The 18,683-nt window shown below is 62.0% G+C and carries 19 protein-coding genes and 1 pseudogene; 12 read left to right on the plus strand and 8 right to left on the minus strand.

Annotation, left to right across the window (positions count from 1 at the left end; all coding sequences use genetic code 11):
- The first annotated feature begins 25 nt into the window (after positions 1-25).
- The 10 genes from E5X88_RS30660 to E5X88_RS30705 all read left to right on the plus strand — a co-directional run bounded on the left by E5X88_RS30660 (position 26) and on the right by E5X88_RS30705 (position 10,575).
- Positions 26-469 carry a GDSL-type esterase/lipase family protein gene (locus E5X88_RS30660; RefSeq protein ID WP_292167872.1) on the plus strand — a complete coding sequence of 148 codons (444 nt, stop codon included), beginning with the start codon at positions 26-28 and terminating at the stop codon, positions 467-469.
- A 292-nt stretch (positions 470-761) separates the two neighbouring features.
- Positions 762-1,199 carry a CBS domain-containing protein gene (locus E5X88_RS30665; protein ID WP_292167873.1) on the plus strand — a complete coding sequence of 146 codons (438 nt, stop codon included), beginning with the start codon at positions 762-764 and terminating at the stop codon, positions 1,197-1,199.
- A gap of 178 nt (positions 1,200-1,377) precedes the next feature.
- Positions 1,378-2,178 (plus strand): transporter substrate-binding domain-containing protein, encoded by an 801-nt coding sequence (locus E5X88_RS30670; protein WP_292167874.1) that lies wholly within the window; start codon positions 1,378-1,380, stop codon positions 2,176-2,178.
- A gap of 353 nt (positions 2,179-2,531) precedes the next feature.
- On the plus strand, positions 2,532-4,400 hold the full coding sequence (locus E5X88_RS30675; RefSeq protein WP_292167875.1) for a TRAP transporter large permease subunit: 1,869 nt from the start codon (positions 2,532-2,534) through the stop codon (positions 4,398-4,400).
- Positions 4,401-4,429: 29 nt separating this feature from the next.
- The gene (locus tag E5X88_RS30680) at positions 4,430-5,446 is read left to right on the plus strand and encodes a TRAP transporter substrate-binding protein (protein WP_292167876.1); all 1,017 of its coding nucleotides are present in this window, start codon (positions 4,430-4,432) and stop codon (positions 5,444-5,446) included.
- A 144-nt stretch (positions 5,447-5,590) separates the two neighbouring features.
- The gene (locus tag E5X88_RS30685) at positions 5,591-6,394 is read left to right on the plus strand and encodes an SDR family NAD(P)-dependent oxidoreductase (RefSeq protein ID WP_292167877.1); all 804 of its coding nucleotides are present in this window, start codon (positions 5,591-5,593) and stop codon (positions 6,392-6,394) included.
- 2 nt (positions 6,395-6,396) lie between these two features.
- A complete protein-coding gene (locus tag E5X88_RS30690; protein WP_292167879.1) occupies positions 6,397-7,254 on the plus strand; it encodes an IclR family transcriptional regulator in 858 nt (285 codons plus the stop codon).
- A 67-nt stretch (positions 7,255-7,321) separates the two neighbouring features.
- Entirely contained in the window at positions 7,322-8,947 is a 1,626-nt protein-coding gene (locus E5X88_RS30695) for an acyl-CoA synthetase (RefSeq protein WP_292167880.1), read from the plus strand.
- A gap of 10 nt (positions 8,948-8,957) precedes the next feature.
- Positions 8,958-9,716 carry an SDR family NAD(P)-dependent oxidoreductase gene (locus E5X88_RS30700; protein WP_292167882.1) on the plus strand — a complete coding sequence of 253 codons (759 nt, stop codon included), beginning with the start codon at positions 8,958-8,960 and terminating at the stop codon, positions 9,714-9,716.
- 10 nt (positions 9,717-9,726) lie between these two features.
- Positions 9,727-10,575, plus strand: coding sequence for a DUF296 domain-containing protein (locus tag E5X88_RS30705; protein ID WP_292167884.1), 849 nt, complete (start codon positions 9,727-9,729; stop codon positions 10,573-10,575).
- 120 nt (positions 10,576-10,695) lie between these two features.
- Here E5X88_RS30705 and E5X88_RS30710 read toward each other — a convergent pair.
- Positions 10,696-10,992 (minus strand): annotated as a pseudogene (locus E5X88_RS30710) (GNAT family N-acetyltransferase); the annotation flags it as partial.
- 180 nt (positions 10,993-11,172) lie between these two features.
- Here E5X88_RS30710 and E5X88_RS30715 point away from each other — a divergent pair.
- Positions 11,173-11,472, plus strand: coding sequence for a DUF1236 domain-containing protein (locus E5X88_RS30715; protein WP_292167886.1), 300 nt, complete (start codon positions 11,173-11,175; stop codon positions 11,470-11,472).
- 333 nt (positions 11,473-11,805) lie between these two features.
- On the opposite strand, the gene E5X88_RS30720 is transcribed toward E5X88_RS30715, so the two are convergent.
- Positions 11,806-12,042 (minus strand): hypothetical protein, encoded by a 237-nt coding sequence (locus E5X88_RS30720; RefSeq protein ID WP_292167888.1) that lies wholly within the window; start codon positions 12,040-12,042, stop codon positions 11,806-11,808.
- A gap of 267 nt (positions 12,043-12,309) precedes the next feature.
- Between E5X88_RS30720 and E5X88_RS30725 the strand changes: the two genes are divergently transcribed.
- On the plus strand, positions 12,310-12,636 hold the full coding sequence (locus tag E5X88_RS30725; RefSeq protein ID WP_292167890.1) for a DUF982 domain-containing protein: 327 nt from the start codon (positions 12,310-12,312) through the stop codon (positions 12,634-12,636).
- Between the two features lie 313 nt (positions 12,637-12,949).
- Here E5X88_RS30725 and E5X88_RS30730 read toward each other — a convergent pair whose 3' ends face one another.
- The 6 genes from E5X88_RS30730 to E5X88_RS30755 all read right to left on the minus strand — a co-directional run bounded on the left by E5X88_RS30730 (position 12,950) and on the right by E5X88_RS30755 (position 18,214).
- Positions 12,950-13,243 (minus strand): hypothetical protein, encoded by a 294-nt coding sequence (locus E5X88_RS30730; RefSeq protein ID WP_292167892.1) that lies wholly within the window; start codon positions 13,241-13,243, stop codon positions 12,950-12,952.
- Between the two features lie 293 nt (positions 13,244-13,536).
- A complete protein-coding gene (locus tag E5X88_RS30735) occupies positions 13,537-14,460 on the minus strand; it encodes a branched-chain amino acid ABC transporter permease (RefSeq protein WP_292167901.1) in 924 nt (307 codons plus the stop codon).
- 59 nt (positions 14,461-14,519) lie between these two features.
- Complete coding sequence (locus E5X88_RS30740; RefSeq protein ID WP_292167894.1) at positions 14,520-15,407, minus strand: branched-chain amino acid ABC transporter permease; 888 nt, start codon at positions 15,405-15,407, stop codon at positions 14,520-14,522.
- Between the two features lie 68 nt (positions 15,408-15,475).
- Positions 15,476-16,672: an ABC transporter substrate-binding protein gene (locus E5X88_RS30745; protein ID WP_292167897.1), complete on the minus strand. Its 1,197-nt coding sequence runs from the start codon at positions 16,670-16,672 to the stop codon at positions 15,476-15,478.
- A gap of 47 nt (positions 16,673-16,719) precedes the next feature.
- Positions 16,720-17,466 (minus strand): ABC transporter ATP-binding protein, encoded by a 747-nt coding sequence (locus E5X88_RS30750; protein ID WP_292167898.1) that lies wholly within the window; start codon positions 17,464-17,466, stop codon positions 16,720-16,722.
- The gene (locus E5X88_RS30755; protein WP_292167899.1) at positions 17,459-18,214 is read right to left on the minus strand and encodes an ABC transporter ATP-binding protein; all 756 of its coding nucleotides are present in this window, start codon (positions 18,212-18,214) and stop codon (positions 17,459-17,461) included. The genes E5X88_RS30750 and E5X88_RS30755 overlap by 8 nt, the downstream gene beginning before the upstream one ends.
- Positions 18,215-18,683 lie beyond the last annotated feature (469 nt).

An 18,683-nucleotide genomic window follows, 5' to 3' on the forward strand; every position in this document is an offset into this window, starting at 1 on the left:
GATTCTGATGTCCTGAGCCATCCCAATGTCTCCGACCGTCGTTGTGATGATGGGCATCAACGATATCGGCTGGCCCGGCGAAAATGCAATCACGCCGGACGACAAGGAACCGACCGCCGAAGACATCATCAGCGGATACAAACAACTCATCGACCGCGCGCATGCCCATGGCGTACGCATCGTAGGTGCGACGTTGACCCCTTTCGCCGACACCTTCAAAGGGCTTCCTACCGAGGGGTACTACACACCACAGAAGGAAGAGATACGCGCCACCGTGAACGAATGGATCCGCACCGGCGGCGGCTTTGACGGCGTGGTCGACTTCGACAAGGTGATGGAAGACCCGGCCAAGCCGGGATACCTGCGCGATGACTACGACTGCGGTGACAACCTCCATCCCAACGACGCGGGATACAAGGCAATGGCGGACGCGGTCGATCTCGATCTCCTGTTGGGCTCAGCAAAATAGCCGCTGCTGGTCGCCGAACTCGGCATCAGGGAGGTGACGGGCAGGGGGCGCCACAGGACTCCTTGTTCGTGCGGCGGTGCTTGTCTCGCCACCGATCTCGGCCTTGCTGCGGCCAGCTCGTTTTTTCGGATCCCACGCGCCTGAATGGGCTGGTCAGATCGCATCGTCCGGGTGCATAATTATGTCAGGGACTTCGTGGGCGGTACTGTCCGCAGCAATGCCATTGCCCGGTCCCGTCTTTGTGCTGCATCCGTCCGCGATCCCGATGGGGCCAGGCCACATGGAGGCTACCATGCTGGTAAAGGAAGCGATGACGGGCGAAGTGCGTTGGTACTCCCCCGATACGCCGATACAGGAAGTCGCGCGCGTCATGCGTGATGAAGGTATTGGTTGCGTGCCGATCGGCGAGAACGATCGGCTCGTTGGCATGATCACGGATCGCGACATCACCTGCCGCGGCGTGGCCGCCGGCGAACGCCTCGATGCGTTGACCTGCCGCGCGGTGATGTCGCCCGGCATATTCTTCTGTTTCGAGGACCAGACCCTGGAGCAGGCGCTTGGACAAATGCAGGAGCGCCAGGTGCATCACCTTCCAGTGCTCAACCGGCAGAAGCGGATGACGGGCCTCATCTCACTAGGTGATATCGCCCTGAAGGGCGAAAGTTCGATCCTCGCGCCGCTTGCCAAAATCGCCGCACGCGACGCTGAACGGCACCTTCGGGCCGCCTGAGGTTTTCAGGGAGGCTTGTGTCAAAGAGTGGGGGCGGCATGCGCCTAGAATCAGGCATGCCGCCCCCAAATGTAAATCGGCGGTCTCCGCACCGATTGACAGCCCAGGGAAGAGTTGTTCACCTTTGCCGGTCATTTCTCGAAGCCTGAATCGCTGCTATCCAACGGAGATCAATTCCATGAAAGCTTTTGCCTCGCCGTTTGTCGCGGCGGCCGCCGCCCTCGTCGTGGCGCTGTTAGCCCCTCCGGCGGCTGCGCAGGCCACCGACGCGGAAAACCAGCTTGATGCGGTTGTCAAGAACGGCAGACTGCGCGTTTGTACGACCGGCGACTACAAGCCCTTCACCTTTCGTGACAAGGTTGCGAACAGTTACCAGGGCATCGATATCGATCTCGCAAAATCTCTGGCAAGTTCACTAGGGGTCGAGGCGGAATTCGTGGAAACCACTTGGAAGACGTTGCTGGCCGATTTTACAGCCGGCAAGTGTGACATCGCGATGGGTGGCATTTCGGTGACCCTGGAACGCCAGAAGCAGGTGTTCTTTAGCGAACCCTATCTTGTTAACGGCAAGGCGCCGATCGCGCGCTGTGAGGACGAGGCGAGATTCCAGACCATCGCCGACATCGACAAGCCGAATGTGACCGTGATTGTTAATCCCGGTGGGACCAACGAGAAATTCGTGCGTGAAAAACTCAGTGACGCTAAAATCGAGATCTACCCGGACAATGTCACGATCTTCCAGCAAATTCTTGACGGCAAAGCCGATATTATGATCGCCGAATCGGTCGAGACCGAGTTGCAGGAGAAACTCCACCCTGGCCTTTGCGCAATCAATCCCGACAAGCCGCTCCAATATGGCGAAATGGGTTATATGCTTCCTGAGGGTGCCGTCGTCTTCAAAGCCTATGTCGACCAGTGGGTGCATCTTGCCAAGGCGACGGGTGAGTTCGACCGCATCTACGATTCCCACGTCAAGTAGCGCCCGACGACGCGATCCAATGGCCGCGCTGTGGAGCGTGCCCTAACAGTCCCATAGAGTTGCGGCCAAAATTGTGCTGATGGCTGCACGTCAGTCGCGGCGGGCGGGCATCTCCCAGTGTGACCGACGCAACGCAGTCAACCCATCCAGCACCGGTTAATCGATCCACAATATGGATCGCGTATCCGCCACAAGTCGCTTGATATCCAGCCAATCGCGTGTCAATAAATCCGTCATGCGAGCTACTAGGTCCATACTGTAGACCTAAGTGCGAAACTTGGAGGGGGCGGGAGGAGATCGCTTCGCTCCGGTTTCGGCGTGAACGTTCAGGTTCGAGCGGAGGAGCTTGAAGCATGACAGCAGCCAGCAACAACACGATGATCGTCGATACGCCGGCCGAGGTGCTGGATGCACGGCCCGGTTCGCGGTTGATGTGGCCGGTGGAGGCGGCGGCTTCGATCCTGCTCGTCCTCGTCGTCGGTCTGTTGCTTGCCGGCGTCATCTCGCGCTACGTGCTATCGCTGCCGATCGTCTGGATCGACGAGGCCGCCTCCATCTCCTTTCTCTGGCTCGCCATGCTCGGCTCGGCAATCGCCATCGACCGCAACGAGCACCTGCGCCTTACCATCTTCCTCGGCATGATCCCCGAGCGCGCCCGCGACTTCATGAACGCGCTTGCTTTGCTCGTGGTGGCGACGGTGCTGCTCGCGCTGATCGTGCCTGCAAGCCAGTATGTACAGGATGAGTGGTACGTCACGTCAGCTGCGCTCAACATTCCAATGAGTTTCCGCGCCTCGGCAATTGTCGTCGGGCTGGCGCTGATGTCCGTCATCGCCGTGGGCCACGCGATCCGCGTGGCGACACTCGCAAACCTGGCCGCCGCTGTCGCCGTGATTGCTGCACTGGCCGTGTTCGGCTGGCTGCTTTCGCCGTTGTTCCTCACGCTCGGCTACGCCAACATTCCCATCTTTCTCGTCGGTGTGGTGGCCGTCTGCCTTCTGCTCGGCGTGCCGATCGCTTTCTGTTTCGGCATCGGCACGATCGCCTTCATCGCCTTCAGCACCCATGTGCCGATGATCGTGCTTGTCGGCCGCATCGACGAGGGGATGTCGAGCCTCATCTTGCTGTCGGTGCCGATCTTCGTTCTGCTTGGCTGTGTGCTCGACGCGACAGGCATGGGCAAGGCGATCGTGGAGTTCATGGCGTCGCTGCTCGGCCATGTGAAGGCCGGCATGTCCTACGTGCTGCTAGGCTCGATGTTCCTTGTCTCGGGCATTTCCGGTTCGAAGGTTTCCGACATGGCGACCGTCGCCCCGGCACTCTTTCCCGAAATGAAGCGGCGCGGTCACAAGCCCAAGGAGATGATCGCGCTGCTCGCGACCGGCGCTGCGATGGCCGATACGGTGCCGCCGTCCATCGTGCTGATTGTGCTCGGCTCGGTCGCCGGCGTTTCGATCGCCGCGCTTTTCACCAGCGGCTTCGTCATCGCCATGGTTCTGTTGCTCGTCCTTGCGGTGCTGGCGCGCTGGAAGGCTTCGGGCGAAAGCATGGAAGGCGTGCATCGCGCTCCGTTTTCGGTTGTGTGGAAGACGCTGCTCGTCTCCGCCCCCGCGCTGGTGCTTCCCTTCCTTATCCGCGGTGCAGTCGGCGGCGGCGTCGCCACCGCCACCGAGGTTTCCACGATCGCCGTGCTCTACGCGCTGGTTATCGGCGCGCTGTTCTATGGCGGCATCGGCGTGAAGAAGTTCTACGCCATGCTGGTCGAGACGGCGGCGCTTTCTGGCGCCATCCTGCTCATTCTGGGCACCGCCTCGGCGATGGCCTGGGCGCTGACGCAAACCGGCTTCGCCAACCAGCTGGCCGTCTACATGACGGACCTGCCGGGAGGCTGGTTCTCCTTCATGCTCGTCACGATCGCCGTCTTCATGGTTCTCGGCTGCGTCCTTGAAGGCCTGCCGGCGATCGTTCTGATGGCGCCGATCATGTTCCCGATCGCCGCCCGGCTGGGCATCAACGACGTGCACTATTCGATGGTCGTCGTGACAGCAATGAACATCGGGCTCATGGCCCCGCCTATCGGCATTGGCTTCTACATCGCCTGCAAGATCGGTGACGTCTCACCCGACGAGGCTATGAGCGCCATATGGCCCTATCTCGGTGCGTTGCTTGTTGGCCTGTTGCTGATCGCCGCCGTCCCGGCGCTGTCGATAGCCTATCTCTAGGCACCCGGATTCAACCAGGAGGAAACACAATGAACATCAACCGCCGCACCTTGCTGATTGGCACAGCCGCATTCATCCCGCTCGTGAGCACCATCCGCTACGCCGGGGCTCAGGCGGCGGAGTTCAACTACAAATACGCCAACAACCTGCCGCTCACCCACCCGATGAACCTGCGTGCGCAGGAAGCCGTCGACAAGATCCGCGAGGAGACCGGCGGCCGCGTCGCCATCCAGATATTCCCCAGCAACCAGCTCGGCGCCGACACGGACATGCTGAGCCAGGTTCGCTCGGGCGGCGTCGAGTTCTTCACGCTGTCGCCGCTGATCCTTTCCACGCTCGTCGCCAATGCCTCGATCAGCGGCATCGGCTTCGCCTTCCCGAATTACGACACCGTGTGGGCGGCGATGGATGGCGATCTTGGCAAATACGTGCGCGGCGAGATCGAAAAATCGAACCTGGTGGTCATGGAGAAGATCTGGGACAACGGCTTCCGCCAGATCACCAGTTCCGTCGGCCCGATCGAGACGCCCACGAATCTCGAAGGCTTCAAGATACGCGTTCCGGTCAGTCCGCTCTGGACCTCCATGTTCACCGCCTTCAAGTCGGCGCCGGCCAGCATCAACTTCGCCGAGGTGTATTCGGCGCTGCAGACGAAGATCGTCGACGGGCAGGAAAACCCGCTCGCCATCATCTCGACGGCCAAGCTCTACGAGGTGCAGCAGTTCTGCTCGGTCACCAACCACATGTGGGACGGCTTCTGGTTCCTCGCCAACAGGCGGGCTTGGGAGGCGATGCCGGAAGATGTGCGCGAGATCGTCGCCAGGAACATCAACGATGCCGGCGTAAAGGAGCGCGAGGACGTCGCCAAGCTCAATGCCACGCTTGAGGAGGAGCTCGCCGCTAAGGGCATGAAGATCAACAAGCCGGATGCAGCCCCGTTCCGGCAGACGCTGAAGGACGCCAGCTTCTACGCCGAATGGAAAGGCAAGTACGGCGACGAGGCCTGGGCGATCCTGGAAAAAGCCGTTGGCGCCAGCCTGACCTGAGCGCCGGGCTGCTTCCCAACCGAAGGCAGCGCAGTAAAACATCGCGGCCTTTCGGGCGGGATCGTACAGAAAGCGAAGATCTGGCGGGCCGGCAACGTGGTTTGTCCGCCAGATAACAGGCGCGGTTTTCTAAGGAATTCGAACGTGGTCGACCGGCTCACAGGAAAATCCGCAATCGTTTTCGGCGCAGGGTCGTCCGGAGCCGGCTGGGGCAACGGTAAGGCCGCGGCGGTCGCTTTCGCGCGCGAAGGGGCGCGTGTCGCCTGCGTCGATCTCGTCGCGGCGGCCGCCGCCGAAACCGCGGCGATCATCCGCGATGAAGGCAACCAGGCAATCGCGCTATCGGCCGACGTGACCAATCTGGCCTCCGTCGAGGTTGCGGCAGCGGCAGCAATGGAGGTGTTCGGCGCCATTGACATCCTGCACAACAATGTCGGCGTGACCCACATGGGCGGTCCCGTCGAACTCGACGAGGACGAGTTCCAGGCCTCCCTCGACCTCAACATCGGACCGGTCTACCGCACCGCCAAGGCGGTGTTGCCACATATGCTGAAGGGCGGCGGCGGTGCGATCGTCAATATCTCGTCGCTCGCCGCGATACGCTACGTTGGTTATCCCTATTTCGCCTATTATGCGACAAAGGCCGCGGTGAACCAGGCCACCGTGGCGCTGGCCATGCAATATGCGCGGCAAGGCATTCGTGCCAATTGCATCATGCCGGGCCTGATCGATACGCCGATGATCTACAAGCAGATTTCCGCCCAGTACGGCTCGGCCGACGAGATGGTGGCGGCCCGCAACGCCATGGTGCCCATGGGGCGGATGGGAACGGCGTGGGACGTCGCTGCGGCGGCCGTGTTTCTTGCCTCCGACGAGGCGCGCTTCGTCACCGGCGTTTGCCTGCCGGTCGATGGTGGCCAAAGCTGTGCCGTCTCCGAGTTGCGCTGACCATGAACATCGCGCCGCCCCCAGAACGTGATCAGACCGGCTCGCAGAGCGTCGACCGAGCCCTGAGCCTTCTGTCGATGGTCGGCCGGCACGCCGACCGCGGTGTTTCGCTCTCCGACATCGTCGAAGAGAGTGGGCTGAACAAGCCGACGACGCGCCGCCTGCTCCTGGCGCTGATGCGCGCGGGAATGGTCGAGCAGGACGAGACGACGCGGCGCTACTATCTCGGCGAGGAGGCCTACGTGCTGGGCAGCCTCGCCTCCCGGCGTTTCGGCCTGCTTCAGGTCTCGATGGAAAGCCTGTTGCGCCTTTCGAAGAAGACCCAGGATTCGAGCTTCCTCTCGGTTCGCCGCGACACATTCTCAGTCTGCCTGTATCGCGAGGAAGGCACATACCCGGTCAGGACCCACGCGCTACAGGCCGGCTTCGAGCATCCACTGGGCGTCGGCGCCGGCTCGCTCGCCATGCTCGCGGCGCTCCCCGACGAAGAAGTGGAGGGGGTGCTGGCCGCCAATGACGCGGTGCTGAAATCGGACTACCCGATGCTCCCGGCCGAGCAGATCCGGCGCGACGTTGAAACGACGCGCACCAACGGCTATTCGCTCAATCCCGGCCGGATCGTCGCCAATTCCTGGGGGGTCGGGGTTGCGCTTCGCAGCGCGGACGGCCGGCCGGTGGGCGCATTGTCGATCGCCGCCATCGACAGCCGAATGCAGCCGGCAAGACAAATCGAACTCGCTGGATATCTCACGCAAGAGGCAAGGCGCGTCGAGGAACGGCTCGCCCAGATGTTCACCTCGCGTGCACTCATGCGCGAGCACCAGCCCGTAAAAACCCATGCGAGGAGAACGCCTCGATGACCAAGGCTCATTCCCTGTTTGGAAAATCGGAATTGGAAAACACCGAGCAGGCGGAGCGCGCGAAGTGATGACCATGGCTCCAGGCGGCGTGACGCCTTCCTCCACACGCGTCATGAACCTCTCGCATTTCTTGACCCAGGCGGCACGACGCAATCCAGACGACATTGGCTTCGTCTGGCGCGCGCGGCAGTGGACATGGCGCGAGATGGAGGCGCGCGTCAACGCGATGGCCGCCGCACTGCGCGACGAGTTCGGCGTGACGAAGGGCGACCGAATCCTCGTCCAGTCGGTCAATTGCAACCAGATGTTCGAATCAATGTTCGCCTGCTTCCGGCTCGGAGCTGTCTGGGTGCCGGCGAACTACCGCCAGTCGCCGGACGAGGTCGCCTACCTCGCCAAGGCGAGCGGCGCGCGCGGCCTGATCTGCGGCGCCGACTTCCCGGCTCATGCTGCTGCCTGCCGAAAAACAGCCTCCGGAATCCGCTTCGTCCTGTCGATCGGCGAGGCCGAATTCGGCGATGATTACGACGCCGTCGTCGCGCGTTTTGCCGGCCGGACCGTCCCCAGCGTCGCCGTCGATCGCGACGACCCCTGCTGGTTCTTCTTCACCTCCGGCACGACCGGCCGGCCGAAGGCGGCCGTGCTCACGCACGGCCAGATGGGCTTTGTCGTCACCAACCATCTGTGCGACCTGATGCCCGCCACGACACGCGACGACGCCTCGATCGTGGTGGCCCCGCTTTCGCATGGGGCCGGCATCCACCAACTCGTACAGGTAGCGCATGGCGCCAAGTCTATCCTCCTGCCAACCGATAAGCTCGATGTGCCGACGGTCTGGGCGCTGGTCGAAAAATGGCGGGTGACCAACGCCTTCACCGTGCCGACCATCCTCAAGATGCTCGTGGAGGATGACAGCGTCGACCGGTTCGACCATTCCTCGTTGCGCTATGTCATCTATGCCGGGGCGCCGATGTACCGCGCCGACCAGAAGCGTGCGCTCGAGAAACTGGGGCCGGTTCTGGTCCAGTATTTCGGCCTGGGCGAAGTCACCGGCAACATCACCGTGCAGCCTCCGGCCTATCACTCCGTCGAGGACGGCCCGCATGCGCGCATCGGGACCTGCGGCTTCGAGCGCACGGCCATGCAGGTCGAAATCCAGGACGACGCCGGCAATCCGGTCCCGCCGGGCGAAACCGGAGAAATTTGCGTGATCGGGCCGGCAGTCTTCGCCGGCTACTACGACAACCCGGAAGCCAACGCCGCAGCGTTCCGCAACGGCTGGTTCCGCACCGGCGACCTCGGCCACATGGCCGAGGACGGTTTCGTCTACATCACCGGCCGCTCGTCCGACATGTATATTTCCGGCGGTTCCAACATCTATCCGCACGAGATCGAGGAGAAGATCCTGCTCCATCCCGACATCAGTGAAGCCGCCGTTCTCGGCATCCCCGATCCCGTTTGGGGCGAGGTCGGCATCGCGGTTTGCGTCGCTCGCGCCGGCGTTGTGCCCGAAACGATTGAGCTTGGGCGCTGGCTGGAGGGCAAACTCGCCCGCTACAAGATGCCCAAGCGCTTCGTGTGGTGGGAGACGATGCCCAAATCGGCCTATGGCAAGATCGCCAAGAAGCTGATCCGCGAAGAACTGGAGCGCGGCGGAGAGTTGGGCCCGTCCGGGCGCAAGCTCTCGCCATGAGAAGCAGGCGATGAACAGCAGCCACCAAGCCCGCGCCGTGGCGATCACCGGCGGCGCATCCGGCATCGGCCTTGAGACCGCGCGTCTCCTGATCGAGCGCGGCTTCGAGGTCTTCCTCCTCGACCTCGCCGCGGCAACGTTGGGTTCGGCCTGCGCGGATCTCGGCCTGCCCGAGGCACGCGGCATTGTCTGCAACGTCGTCGACGAAGCGGCTGTCGATGAGGCCATCGGCCGGATCACGGCCGCGCACGTCCTTGCTGCGGTCGTGAATTCTGCCGGCATAGCGATCGACCTGCCGTCGGTCGAAACCGCAGTCGAGGATTTCCGCCGCATCGTCGACGTGAACCTCACCGGAACGTTCATCGTCTCGCGGGCTGCGGCGCGTTACTGGCTCGAACGGAAGCTGCCAGGCTCGATTGTCAATATCACCTCGGTTTCGGGTCTTTGCGGCAACAAGGGCCGCAGCGCCTACGGCGCGTCGAAAGGCGGACAGAATCTGCTCACGCTCGTCATGGCCAACGAGCTCGGCGTCAATGGCATCCGTGTCAACGCCGTCGCACCCGGGCCGGTCGATACGCCATTGACTCAGGCCGTCCACACCGAGGACGTCCGCCGGCAGTGGCTGGACCGCGTGCCGCAGCGCCGCTACGGCACGCCGCGCGAGATCGCGGGAGCGGTGGCTTTCCTGATTTCCGACGATGCCAGCTACGTCAACGGCCAGATTCTCGCCGTCGACGGCGGCTTCATCCATGCCGGCCTCGCAGCCTGAGATGGCTCCGATGCGCAGCATCCGCCATCCCGGCCCGATGGCGGCGGAACGGTTCACAGCGAAGGCCTGCGCGACAGAGCCGCTGACGTTGCGGCTCGAATCCGGGCGCTCCATCAACGACGCCGTGGCGCAAGCCTTCGCGGACGCCGGTTTCAGCGGAGGGTATATCCGCCTGCGCAACGCGCGGGTTGACCCAATGCGCTACGTCATCCCGGCCGCATCTCCCGACGGCACGCATGCCGCGTGGTACAGCGATACAGTCGCGCCCGAGGGCATAACGGTCATCGAGGATGCGGGCCTCGTCGCCGGCCGGCGCGACAACGGGCCCTTTCTTCATAGCCATGGCATCTGGCGTACCCCAGACGGCGTGCGCCGCATGGGGCATCTCCTGCCGCTCGATTCGCATTTGGCGGAGCCGGTCGAGGTTACCGCTTGGGGCATCGCAGGCGCGCTGTTCGACGTGCGCGACGACGCCGAGACGAATTTTCGCCTTTTCGTGCCGATCAACGCTCCGGTCATGGGGGAGCGCCGCGGCCGCCGCGCAGCCATCTGCACGGTAAAGCCCAACGAGGATATCGGCCAGGCGATCGAAGCCGTTTGCCGACGGCACGGCTTTGACCACGCCTCGATCCAGGGCATCGGCAGCCTGGTCGGCGCGGATTTCGACAACGGCTCGTCCGTCTCCTCCTACGCGACCGAGGTTCTCGTTACGGGCGGCGCCGTCCGCTCCGGACGTTGCACGCTCGACATCGCGCTGGTCGGCATCGACGGTGCGATAGGCACGGGCCGCCTTCGCCGCGGCGCTAACCCCGTCTGCGTGACGTTCGAACTGCTGATCGTCGCATCCGATGAGGACTAGCGTAGGATGCCAACCACCATGCGCCCCGGTTCCTGTCGAACCTTGAGGCGGCTGCCGATCGCGGGTGGCGCGTTTTGGATGAACCGAATAAGAGCTTCGTCGGCACTGCTGAAATTGGATCTATCCTTGTGCTGCGGCAATCGAAGCGGCAATCGCAGCGATCGAGCGGAACAAGGCGAGCGGATCGTCCCTGGACGGAACGAAGCCACGCCGTTGCCAGAAGGCAGCGGCTTCGTCGTCAACGGCGTTGACCATCAGTGCGCGACCGCCCACGAGCCCGGCCGCAGTTCCGCAGCGCTCAAGAGCGTGTTTGACCAGACCTGTTCCAATCCCGCGACCCACCCAGCCGATGTCGGTTGCAAGTTGCCCGAGCAGCAGGCACGGCACCGGATCGGGCCGTTGACCGGTGCGGATAGAGCAGCCGCCTCCGCTGCAGCGCGCTTGCCCGATGCTGCTGCAATCGTTCCCGGAGTATTGATCAGATCCAGCGGATTCGAACACTGCCAGTGGAACAACAATTGCTCCGCACCGTTCAAGCTAAGCAACCCGTCGCGGCAGCAATGAAGCGCCGTGGTGGAGTTTTTGCTTGGAGGTAATATGAGAAATCACCTTTCCGCGGCCGCGGCAGGAATCCTTCTGCTCGCTGGCGTCAGCGCCGCCGCCGCCCAGGACGTTATCATTCAACCCGAACAGGATACTGTGATCCGGGAATACGTAAAAAAGAAACCGATGGCATCCATCAGCCTTCTCGGCGTGGAGGTCAACGTCGGCACAGCACTGCCCGAGACAGTCGAGCTCTACGAGGTGCCGGACGTTCAGTACCGCTACGTAATCGTCGATGGCCGAACCGTCTTGGTCGACCCATCTACCCGCAAGATTGTGAAGGTCTACGACTGAAACGAACTCTTCAGGCTGACCCCGCCGTGCCGAAAGGTGCGGCGGGCTTCTTGCGTTCAATTCACAGGCTCCAACGGGGTATGCTCCACCTGGCATGCCCGATCGCCGCGGCGGGTTGAGGTAGACGGAACAAAGGCGTGGGATGGCAGTTGACTGATTGGCAGCGTGTAGCAGAGCAGGCTGCGAGATCGGAATGCGCCATCCGGTCGGCCCACACCCTGGGAGCGCGGGGCTCTTTGCATTCAGGGAAACCGAAACAAACAAGTTTATTGAATCGTCCTGGGACAAACAAGTTTATTGAATCGTCCTGGGACGAGGATTAAGCGGGACGTCTCAGATCCCATACACCAGGGCAATGAAGATCACCGGTGCAAAGATCAGGAAGATCGCCATTGCTATAATCACGGAAAGGGCCAGGCGTTCTGTTCGCCTGACCATATCAGCGACCTCGTCGTCGCGCGACGAAACGAGATCAACCACCGAGAAATCCGTTGGTTTAGGAGTTTGATTGTCGTTTGCGGGGCGCCCTGCGACCTCATGGACGTTCTGTCTGCTCCGGATAATGGTCACAGTTCTCTCCGCTGTTAGGGGAGTCATTTCGGGTGCCCGCTGATCGGGGGCAAACAGCGGGCACCCGGTGAACCACCGATGAAGGGACTTTGCTCGGCGGCCGAATAGCAATGCCTTGGTAAGGTCTTGGTTGCCGACCCTCAGCCCTCTGGCTATGCCGCAAAGACTTCAGTCTTACCGCATGGCGGACCAAAGCCCAGCGGCGGAACCGAGTGCTGCCCATCCCGTTTGCCGGCCAATGATCATTCAGCGATGGGGGAGGTAACCATGCCGGGCGGTCCAACCGTTCTTAACTCAGGCGGGAATGGCTGCGGCACCCTCAGGGGTATCCATTGGTTTCACCGTCCAGTCTATATCGGAACCGACCGATCTGGGCTCACCTACGCATGTACCAACGTCGAGGGTGCCGCAGCGGACCTCATGAACTGGACCATTCGCGGACCTAAGTGGAGGGAGGCCATCGAGGCGTTCGTCGCTCTCATTAAAGGCGAGCGCACGCCCGACGATGTAAGGAAGGCCTTCGAGGCCGCTGCCGAGGAGGAGGGGTTGCTACGCTCCTCTAACGAGTGCTCGATGGGAGCCACTGTTCTTTGACCATGCGCCTCGGGGCCTAGCGGCACGCGTCGTCGCAGGATTTCAGCGAGGATTGATCCGCCGACAGTGGACGCCGGCAGCGGCCCGACGGCCGCTCAAGGATCACGAGAAGCCGCCGGGCCTGACCGGCTGTCGGTTTGGGGTTGCGGTCGCCGGCTGGGCAGTTATAGGCGCTCCATGCGTGTTTACTAATTTAGTAAAATTGTCATGTTCTTTAACCATGGCCGTCAAATCGGATGATCCTGGAGGCGACTCCATGGCTAAATGGGTGTGGGTAGCGCGCTCTGTGGTCCGCGAATGCGAGCAGTATTTTTTAGTCTGCGCGATCCATAAGCACTGTCCGTTCGCGCTTCCAAGTCGTGATAGAGTCCTGGTCGACCATGACCAGGTCGCCAATCTTCACGGTCACCTTGCCGTCTTCATCATCGACGCGCGTGGCGTAGCCAATTAGCTCAACCTTCATGCCGGGCTTTGCCTTTTCTTGGCGCGTCGATGGAGTAGGGAAACTTGTAGGTCGGAATGCTAACGCTCGCGAGCCGTCCGGAAGTATCTTCAGAATTGTTGCCGTCAGCGTTATTTCATCGCCGATCAGGATATCCCGCGCCATATTCTGGTGTGGCTTTGGCTGTCGTCAAGCGGAACATTAGCCGTTCCTAACAGTTTGGTACGGGCAGTGGGCTGTATGAGCCCCCCTCTGTCCACTGCAGATGCCGGTGGGGCCCGCGCTCGGCATGGGGCGCGGGCCTCTCCATGGCGGCTGTAACGGTCACTCAGCCCCTGGTTGACGTCGTTCACGGTGATTGCTGTGGTCGAACTGGCGTTTTCGCGCAGGACGTTCCAACGCAATGTTCCTCGGCGTCGACCCGTCGATCAATCTGGAATTTCAGTCTCCTGACCTGCTCAGAGCGGTTTCCGGATCCATTTTGCCAGGACGCCAACGATGCCCTCCCGGAACAACAGCACTGCGACAACGAAGATAAGGCCCTGGCCGATCGTGACCCAGTCGCCAAATGTCGCGAGGTAGTTCTGCATCGTGACGATGACTGCGGCACCGACAATCGGTCCGAACACCGTACCCATGCCGCCCAGGAGCGTCATCAGCACGACCTCGCCGGACATGGTCCAGTAGACATCGGTAAGAGACGCCAGCTGGAACACGATCGCCTTGGTTGCGCCGGCGACGCCAGCGAGCGTGGCCGACAGGACGAATAAGGCGAGCTTGTAGCGGTTGACCCGATAGCCCAGCGAGATCGCGCGGGGCTCGTTCTCGCGGATCGCCTTCAACACCTGTCCAAACGGCGAATGGATGATCCGGTAGATCAGCAATATGCCGGCAAAGAAGATGGCGAGCACGAAGAAATAGAGCACTTCGCTCGAGCGCAGGTCGATCAGCCCGAACAGATAGCCGCGCGGCACGGCCTGAATGCCGTCCTCGCCGCCGGTAAACGCCGCCTGCAGCGAGAAGAAATAGACCATCTGCGCAAAGGCGAGTGTCACCATGGCGAAATAGATGCCGTGGCGGCGGATGGCGAGCGAGCCGATGGCGAGACCAAGCACGGCTGCCACCAGCGTGCCCGCGACAATGGCGAGTTCAGGCGTCAAGCCCCATACCTTTGCCGCATGGGCCGAAACATAGCTCGCCATGCCGAAATAGGCAGCGTGGCCGAAGGACAGGAGCCCGCCAAAGCCGAGCAACAGGTTGAAGGCGCAGGCAAACAGCGCAAAGCACAGCACCTTCATGACAAAGACCGGATAAAGCAGAAATGGCGCGGCAATGAGGAAGACGAGCAGCGCGGCGAAGATCGCAAGGTGATGGCGTGGCATGCCCGCGGTGCCAACGGACGTGATGGCCGCCATAGCGATCGGGTTGGTGTCGATTGCCATCACGCGCTCCGCCCAAACAGGCCGGCGGGCTTGACCAGCAGCACGAGCGCCATGATGACAAAGATCACCACGGCCGAGCCTTCCGGATAGAACACGCGGGTCAGTCCCTCGATCAGCCCAAGCCCGAAGCCGGTGAGGATCGAGCCCAGGATCGAGCCCATGCCGCCGATGACGACGACGGCGAAGACGACAATGATCAGGTCTGACCCCATGTTCGGATTGACTGCGTATATCGGCGCGGCGAGCACGCCGGCGAAGCCAGCGAGTGCGACGCCGAAACCATATGTGAGCGTGACCAGCAGCGGCACGTTGATGCCGAACGCGCCGACCATGGTCGGGTTCTCGGTCGCTGCCCTGAGATAGGCGCCAAGGCGAGTCTTTTCGATGATGAACCAGGTCGCGAGGCACACGATCAGTGAAGCGAAAATCACCCAGGCGCGCGAATTTGGCAGGTACATGAAACCGAGATTATGCCCGCCCGTTAGAAGTGGCGGCGGCGGGTAAGGCAGGCCGGATACGCCGAAAAACTGGCGGAAGAAGCCGACGATGATCAGCGCCATGCCGAAAGTGAGAAGCAGCCCGTAGAGATGGTCGAGATGATAGAGCCGTCGGATCAGGAGGCGCTCGAGGACGATGCCGGTGACGCCGACGATCGGCGGGACGATGAACACAGCCCACCAGTAACCGACGCCGAGATAGTTGAGCAGCATCCAGGCGCCGAAGGCACCCAGCATGTACTGCGCGCCATGCGTGAAGTTGATGATGTTCAGGAGGCCGAAGATGACCGCAAGCCCAAGGCTCAGAACCGCATAGAAGGACCCGTTGATCAGCCCGAGCAGCAATTGGCCGAACAGGACTTGCGGCGGAATTCCAAGGAGTTCGAACATGGTCGCTCCAGTTGACTTGTCGACGAACGACGCGCCGAGCGGCTCGGCGCGTCGTTGGCGAGGTTCGCTTATTTGACGAGCGGACAGTCGCCGTCGGCGAGCGGACGGAACGCCTTGTCGGCCGGAATGGTGGCCACGGTCTCGAAATAATCCCACGCCCCCTTCGATTGCTCCGGCTTCTTGACGCGGAACAGATACATGTCGTGCAGCTTGCGCCCGTCCGCGCGGATCGTACCCTTGCCGAACAGCGGATCGTCAGTCGGCATTTCCTTCATCTTGGCCATCACCTTGGCCGCATCCTTGTCGCCAACGGCCTCGACGGCCTTGAGATAATGCAGGACCGAAGCGTAGACTCCGGCCTCGATCATCGAAGGCTTCTGTCCGGCATTCCGCTCCTGGAAGCGGGCAGAGAATTCACGCGTTTGATCGTTCATGTCCCAATAAAACGCGCCGGTAAGCACGAGGCCTTGCGCCACGTCGAGGCCAAGCGCATGCACGTCATTGATAAACATCAGCAGGGCGGCGAGCGATTGGCCGCCCTGCGTGATGCCGAATTCCGACGCCTGCTTGACCGCGTTGATCGTATCGCCGCCGGCATTGGCGAGGCCGACGACTTTGGCACCCGACCCTTGCGCCTGGAGCAGGAAGGACGAGAAATCCTGGCCCGGGAAAGGATGGCGGACGGCGCCGAGCACCTTACCGCCCGACGCTTCGACGACCGCCGACGTATCGCGCTCGAGCGCGTGGCCGAAGGCATAGTCCGCCGTGACGAAGAACCAGCTGTCGCCGCCCTGCGCGACCATGGCCGAACCCGTGCCGTTGGCCAGTGCCCAGGTGTCGTAGGTCCAGTGGACGGTGTTGGGCGAACAGGCTTTGCCGGTCAGGTCGGAGGAGGCCGGACCCGAGGCGAGGAAGATCTTGTTCTTCTCCTTGGTGATCTCGTTGACGGCGAGCGCTACCGACGAGGTGGGTACGTCGGCGATGACATCGACGTTTTCGGTGTCGTACCACTGGCGGGCTATGTTCGAGCCTACGTCCGGCTTGTTCTGGTGGTCGGCGGAGACGATCGACACATTGATGCCCTTGTCCGCCGCCTTGAAGTCTTCCGCCGCCATCTGGGCTGCAATGACGGAGCCTTCGCCGGCGATGTCTGCATAGATGCCGGAACGGTCATTCAATACGCCGATCTTGACATCCGTGGCGTAGGCCGCGCCGGCCATCAGCAGGCTCGCCGTTGAAGCCAGAATGAATCCCATTTTCTTCATCGCTACTTTCCCTCCGATTGCGGCGCAACGCGCCGTTGATGATTGCCTCAGACACCGAGATAGGCGTGCAGCTTGTCAATGTTGGCGTCGAGTTCGCCGTTGGCGATCGTGTCGATTACGCGCCCCTGTTCCACCACGTAGTGCCGGTCGGCGACCAACGCGGCGAAGTGAAAATTCTGTTCGACGAGCACGATCGTGAATCCCTCGTCCTTGAGCCGGGCAATGGTGCGGCCGATCTGCTGCACGATGACGGGCGCAAGCCCTTCGGTTGGCTCGTCGAGCAGCAGGAGCTTCGCGCCCGTCCGCAAGATCCGGCCGATGGCGAGCATCTGCTGTTCACCGCCCGAAAGCTTGGTGCCTTGGCTCGAAAGCCGCTCCTTCAGGTTCGGGAAGAGCTCGAAAATCTGCTCGACGGTGAGCCCGCCGGGGCGCACCTGCGGCGGCAGCATCAAATTCTCCTCGACCGAGAGGCTTGAGAAGATCGCGCGCTCCTCTGGGCAGTAGGCGATGCCCATCTGTGCGATCAACCGCGACGGCAGCTTGATCGTCTCCCGGCCGTCGTAGGTGACCGAGCCCGAGCGCCTGGAAAGGATGCCCATGATGGCCTTCAGCGTCGTCGTCTTGCCGGCACCGTTGCGGCCGAGCAGCGTCACCACTTCACCCTGGCCAACCTCGAAACTCACGCCGTGAAGCACATGGCTCTCGCCGTACCAGCCCTGCAGGCCGTCGACGCGCAGCAGAGGTCTCGCAAAAGGGGCAGCAGCCGGCCTGCTCGCAAGTTCAACGTCAGACATGTCCAGCCCCGATATAGGCTTCGATAACGCGCGGATCCTTGGAAACGGCGGCATAGTCGCCCTCGGCGAGGACTTTGCCGCGTGCGAGCACGGTGATGCGGTTCGACAGCGAGGCGACGACCGACAGATTGTGCTCGACCATCAAAATGGTGCGGTTCTTGGAGATGCGCCGGACCAGCGCCGAAATGCGCTCGATGTCTTCTTGCGCCATGCCGGCCATAGGCTCATCGAGGAGCAGCATTTCGGGGTTCAGCGCCAGCGTCGTGGCGATCTCAAGCGCGCGCTTGCGGCCGTAGGGCAGATCGCTGGCGCGGGTATCCGAAAACTCGGTCAGACCGACATCGGCGAGAAGAGCCGCGGCCTCGCTGTTGAATTTGGAGAGCACTTTCTCGGAGCGCCAGAAATCGAAACTGTCGCCGCGCCGGCGCTGCAGTGCGATACGGACATTCTCGAGTGCCGTCATGTGCGGAAACACCGCCGATATCTGGAAGGAGCGCACAAGGCCCAGCCGCGCGATGTCGGCGGGCTGCATCCTGGTGATGTCCCGGCCTTGGTAGCGGATCGCGCCGTGCGTCGGCTGCAGGAATTTGGTCAGCAAGTTGAAGAGTGTCGTCTTGCCGGCGCCGTTGGGGCCGATCAGCGCGTGGATCGAACCTCGCTCGACCGTCAAATTGACATTGTTGACAGCAACAAAACCCTTAAATTCCTTAGTCAATCCCGCTGCTTCGAGGATTGCTCCGGAATTCATGCGCGGCAGCCTTCGCCCGTCAACGGCGTGAAAACGTGCCTCGGCGTGAAAACGTGGAAACGCGCTGCGAGGCTGTCCGCCCCCAGGGTGACTTCCATGGTTTCCTCCCGTGGCCTCCCCGCCCACAACAAACAAACGACCTAATGCACATCGCGTCAAGGCTGCAATTTCTCAGAAGCGTCGAACTTCGCGAAACGCTAAGTCAAACATCCCTGGCGCAGGACCACATGGGGTAGTTGAGAGCGTGGATCTTACCCGCAATGCGCCAGTGCGGGTGTCAGTCCAAGGATGCCATTCTTGGTAGCCGTCGGCATTGCAGAGCGAATTGTCATTGATAGCGGTGGCTGCAGGTGCCCTGCGGCGCGTCCCGCACCGGTACGGTCGTCAATGCCACCGCTTTCGGGCTGATCTAGTTGTGAGCCTTCAGGAGGTTGTCCATTCGGCCCCGACCGAGAAAGCTGAGGTTGTC

Source organism: Mesorhizobium sp., assembly GCF_004962245.1.
GTDB lineage: Bacteria > Pseudomonadota > Alphaproteobacteria > Rhizobiales > Rhizobiaceae > Mesorhizobium.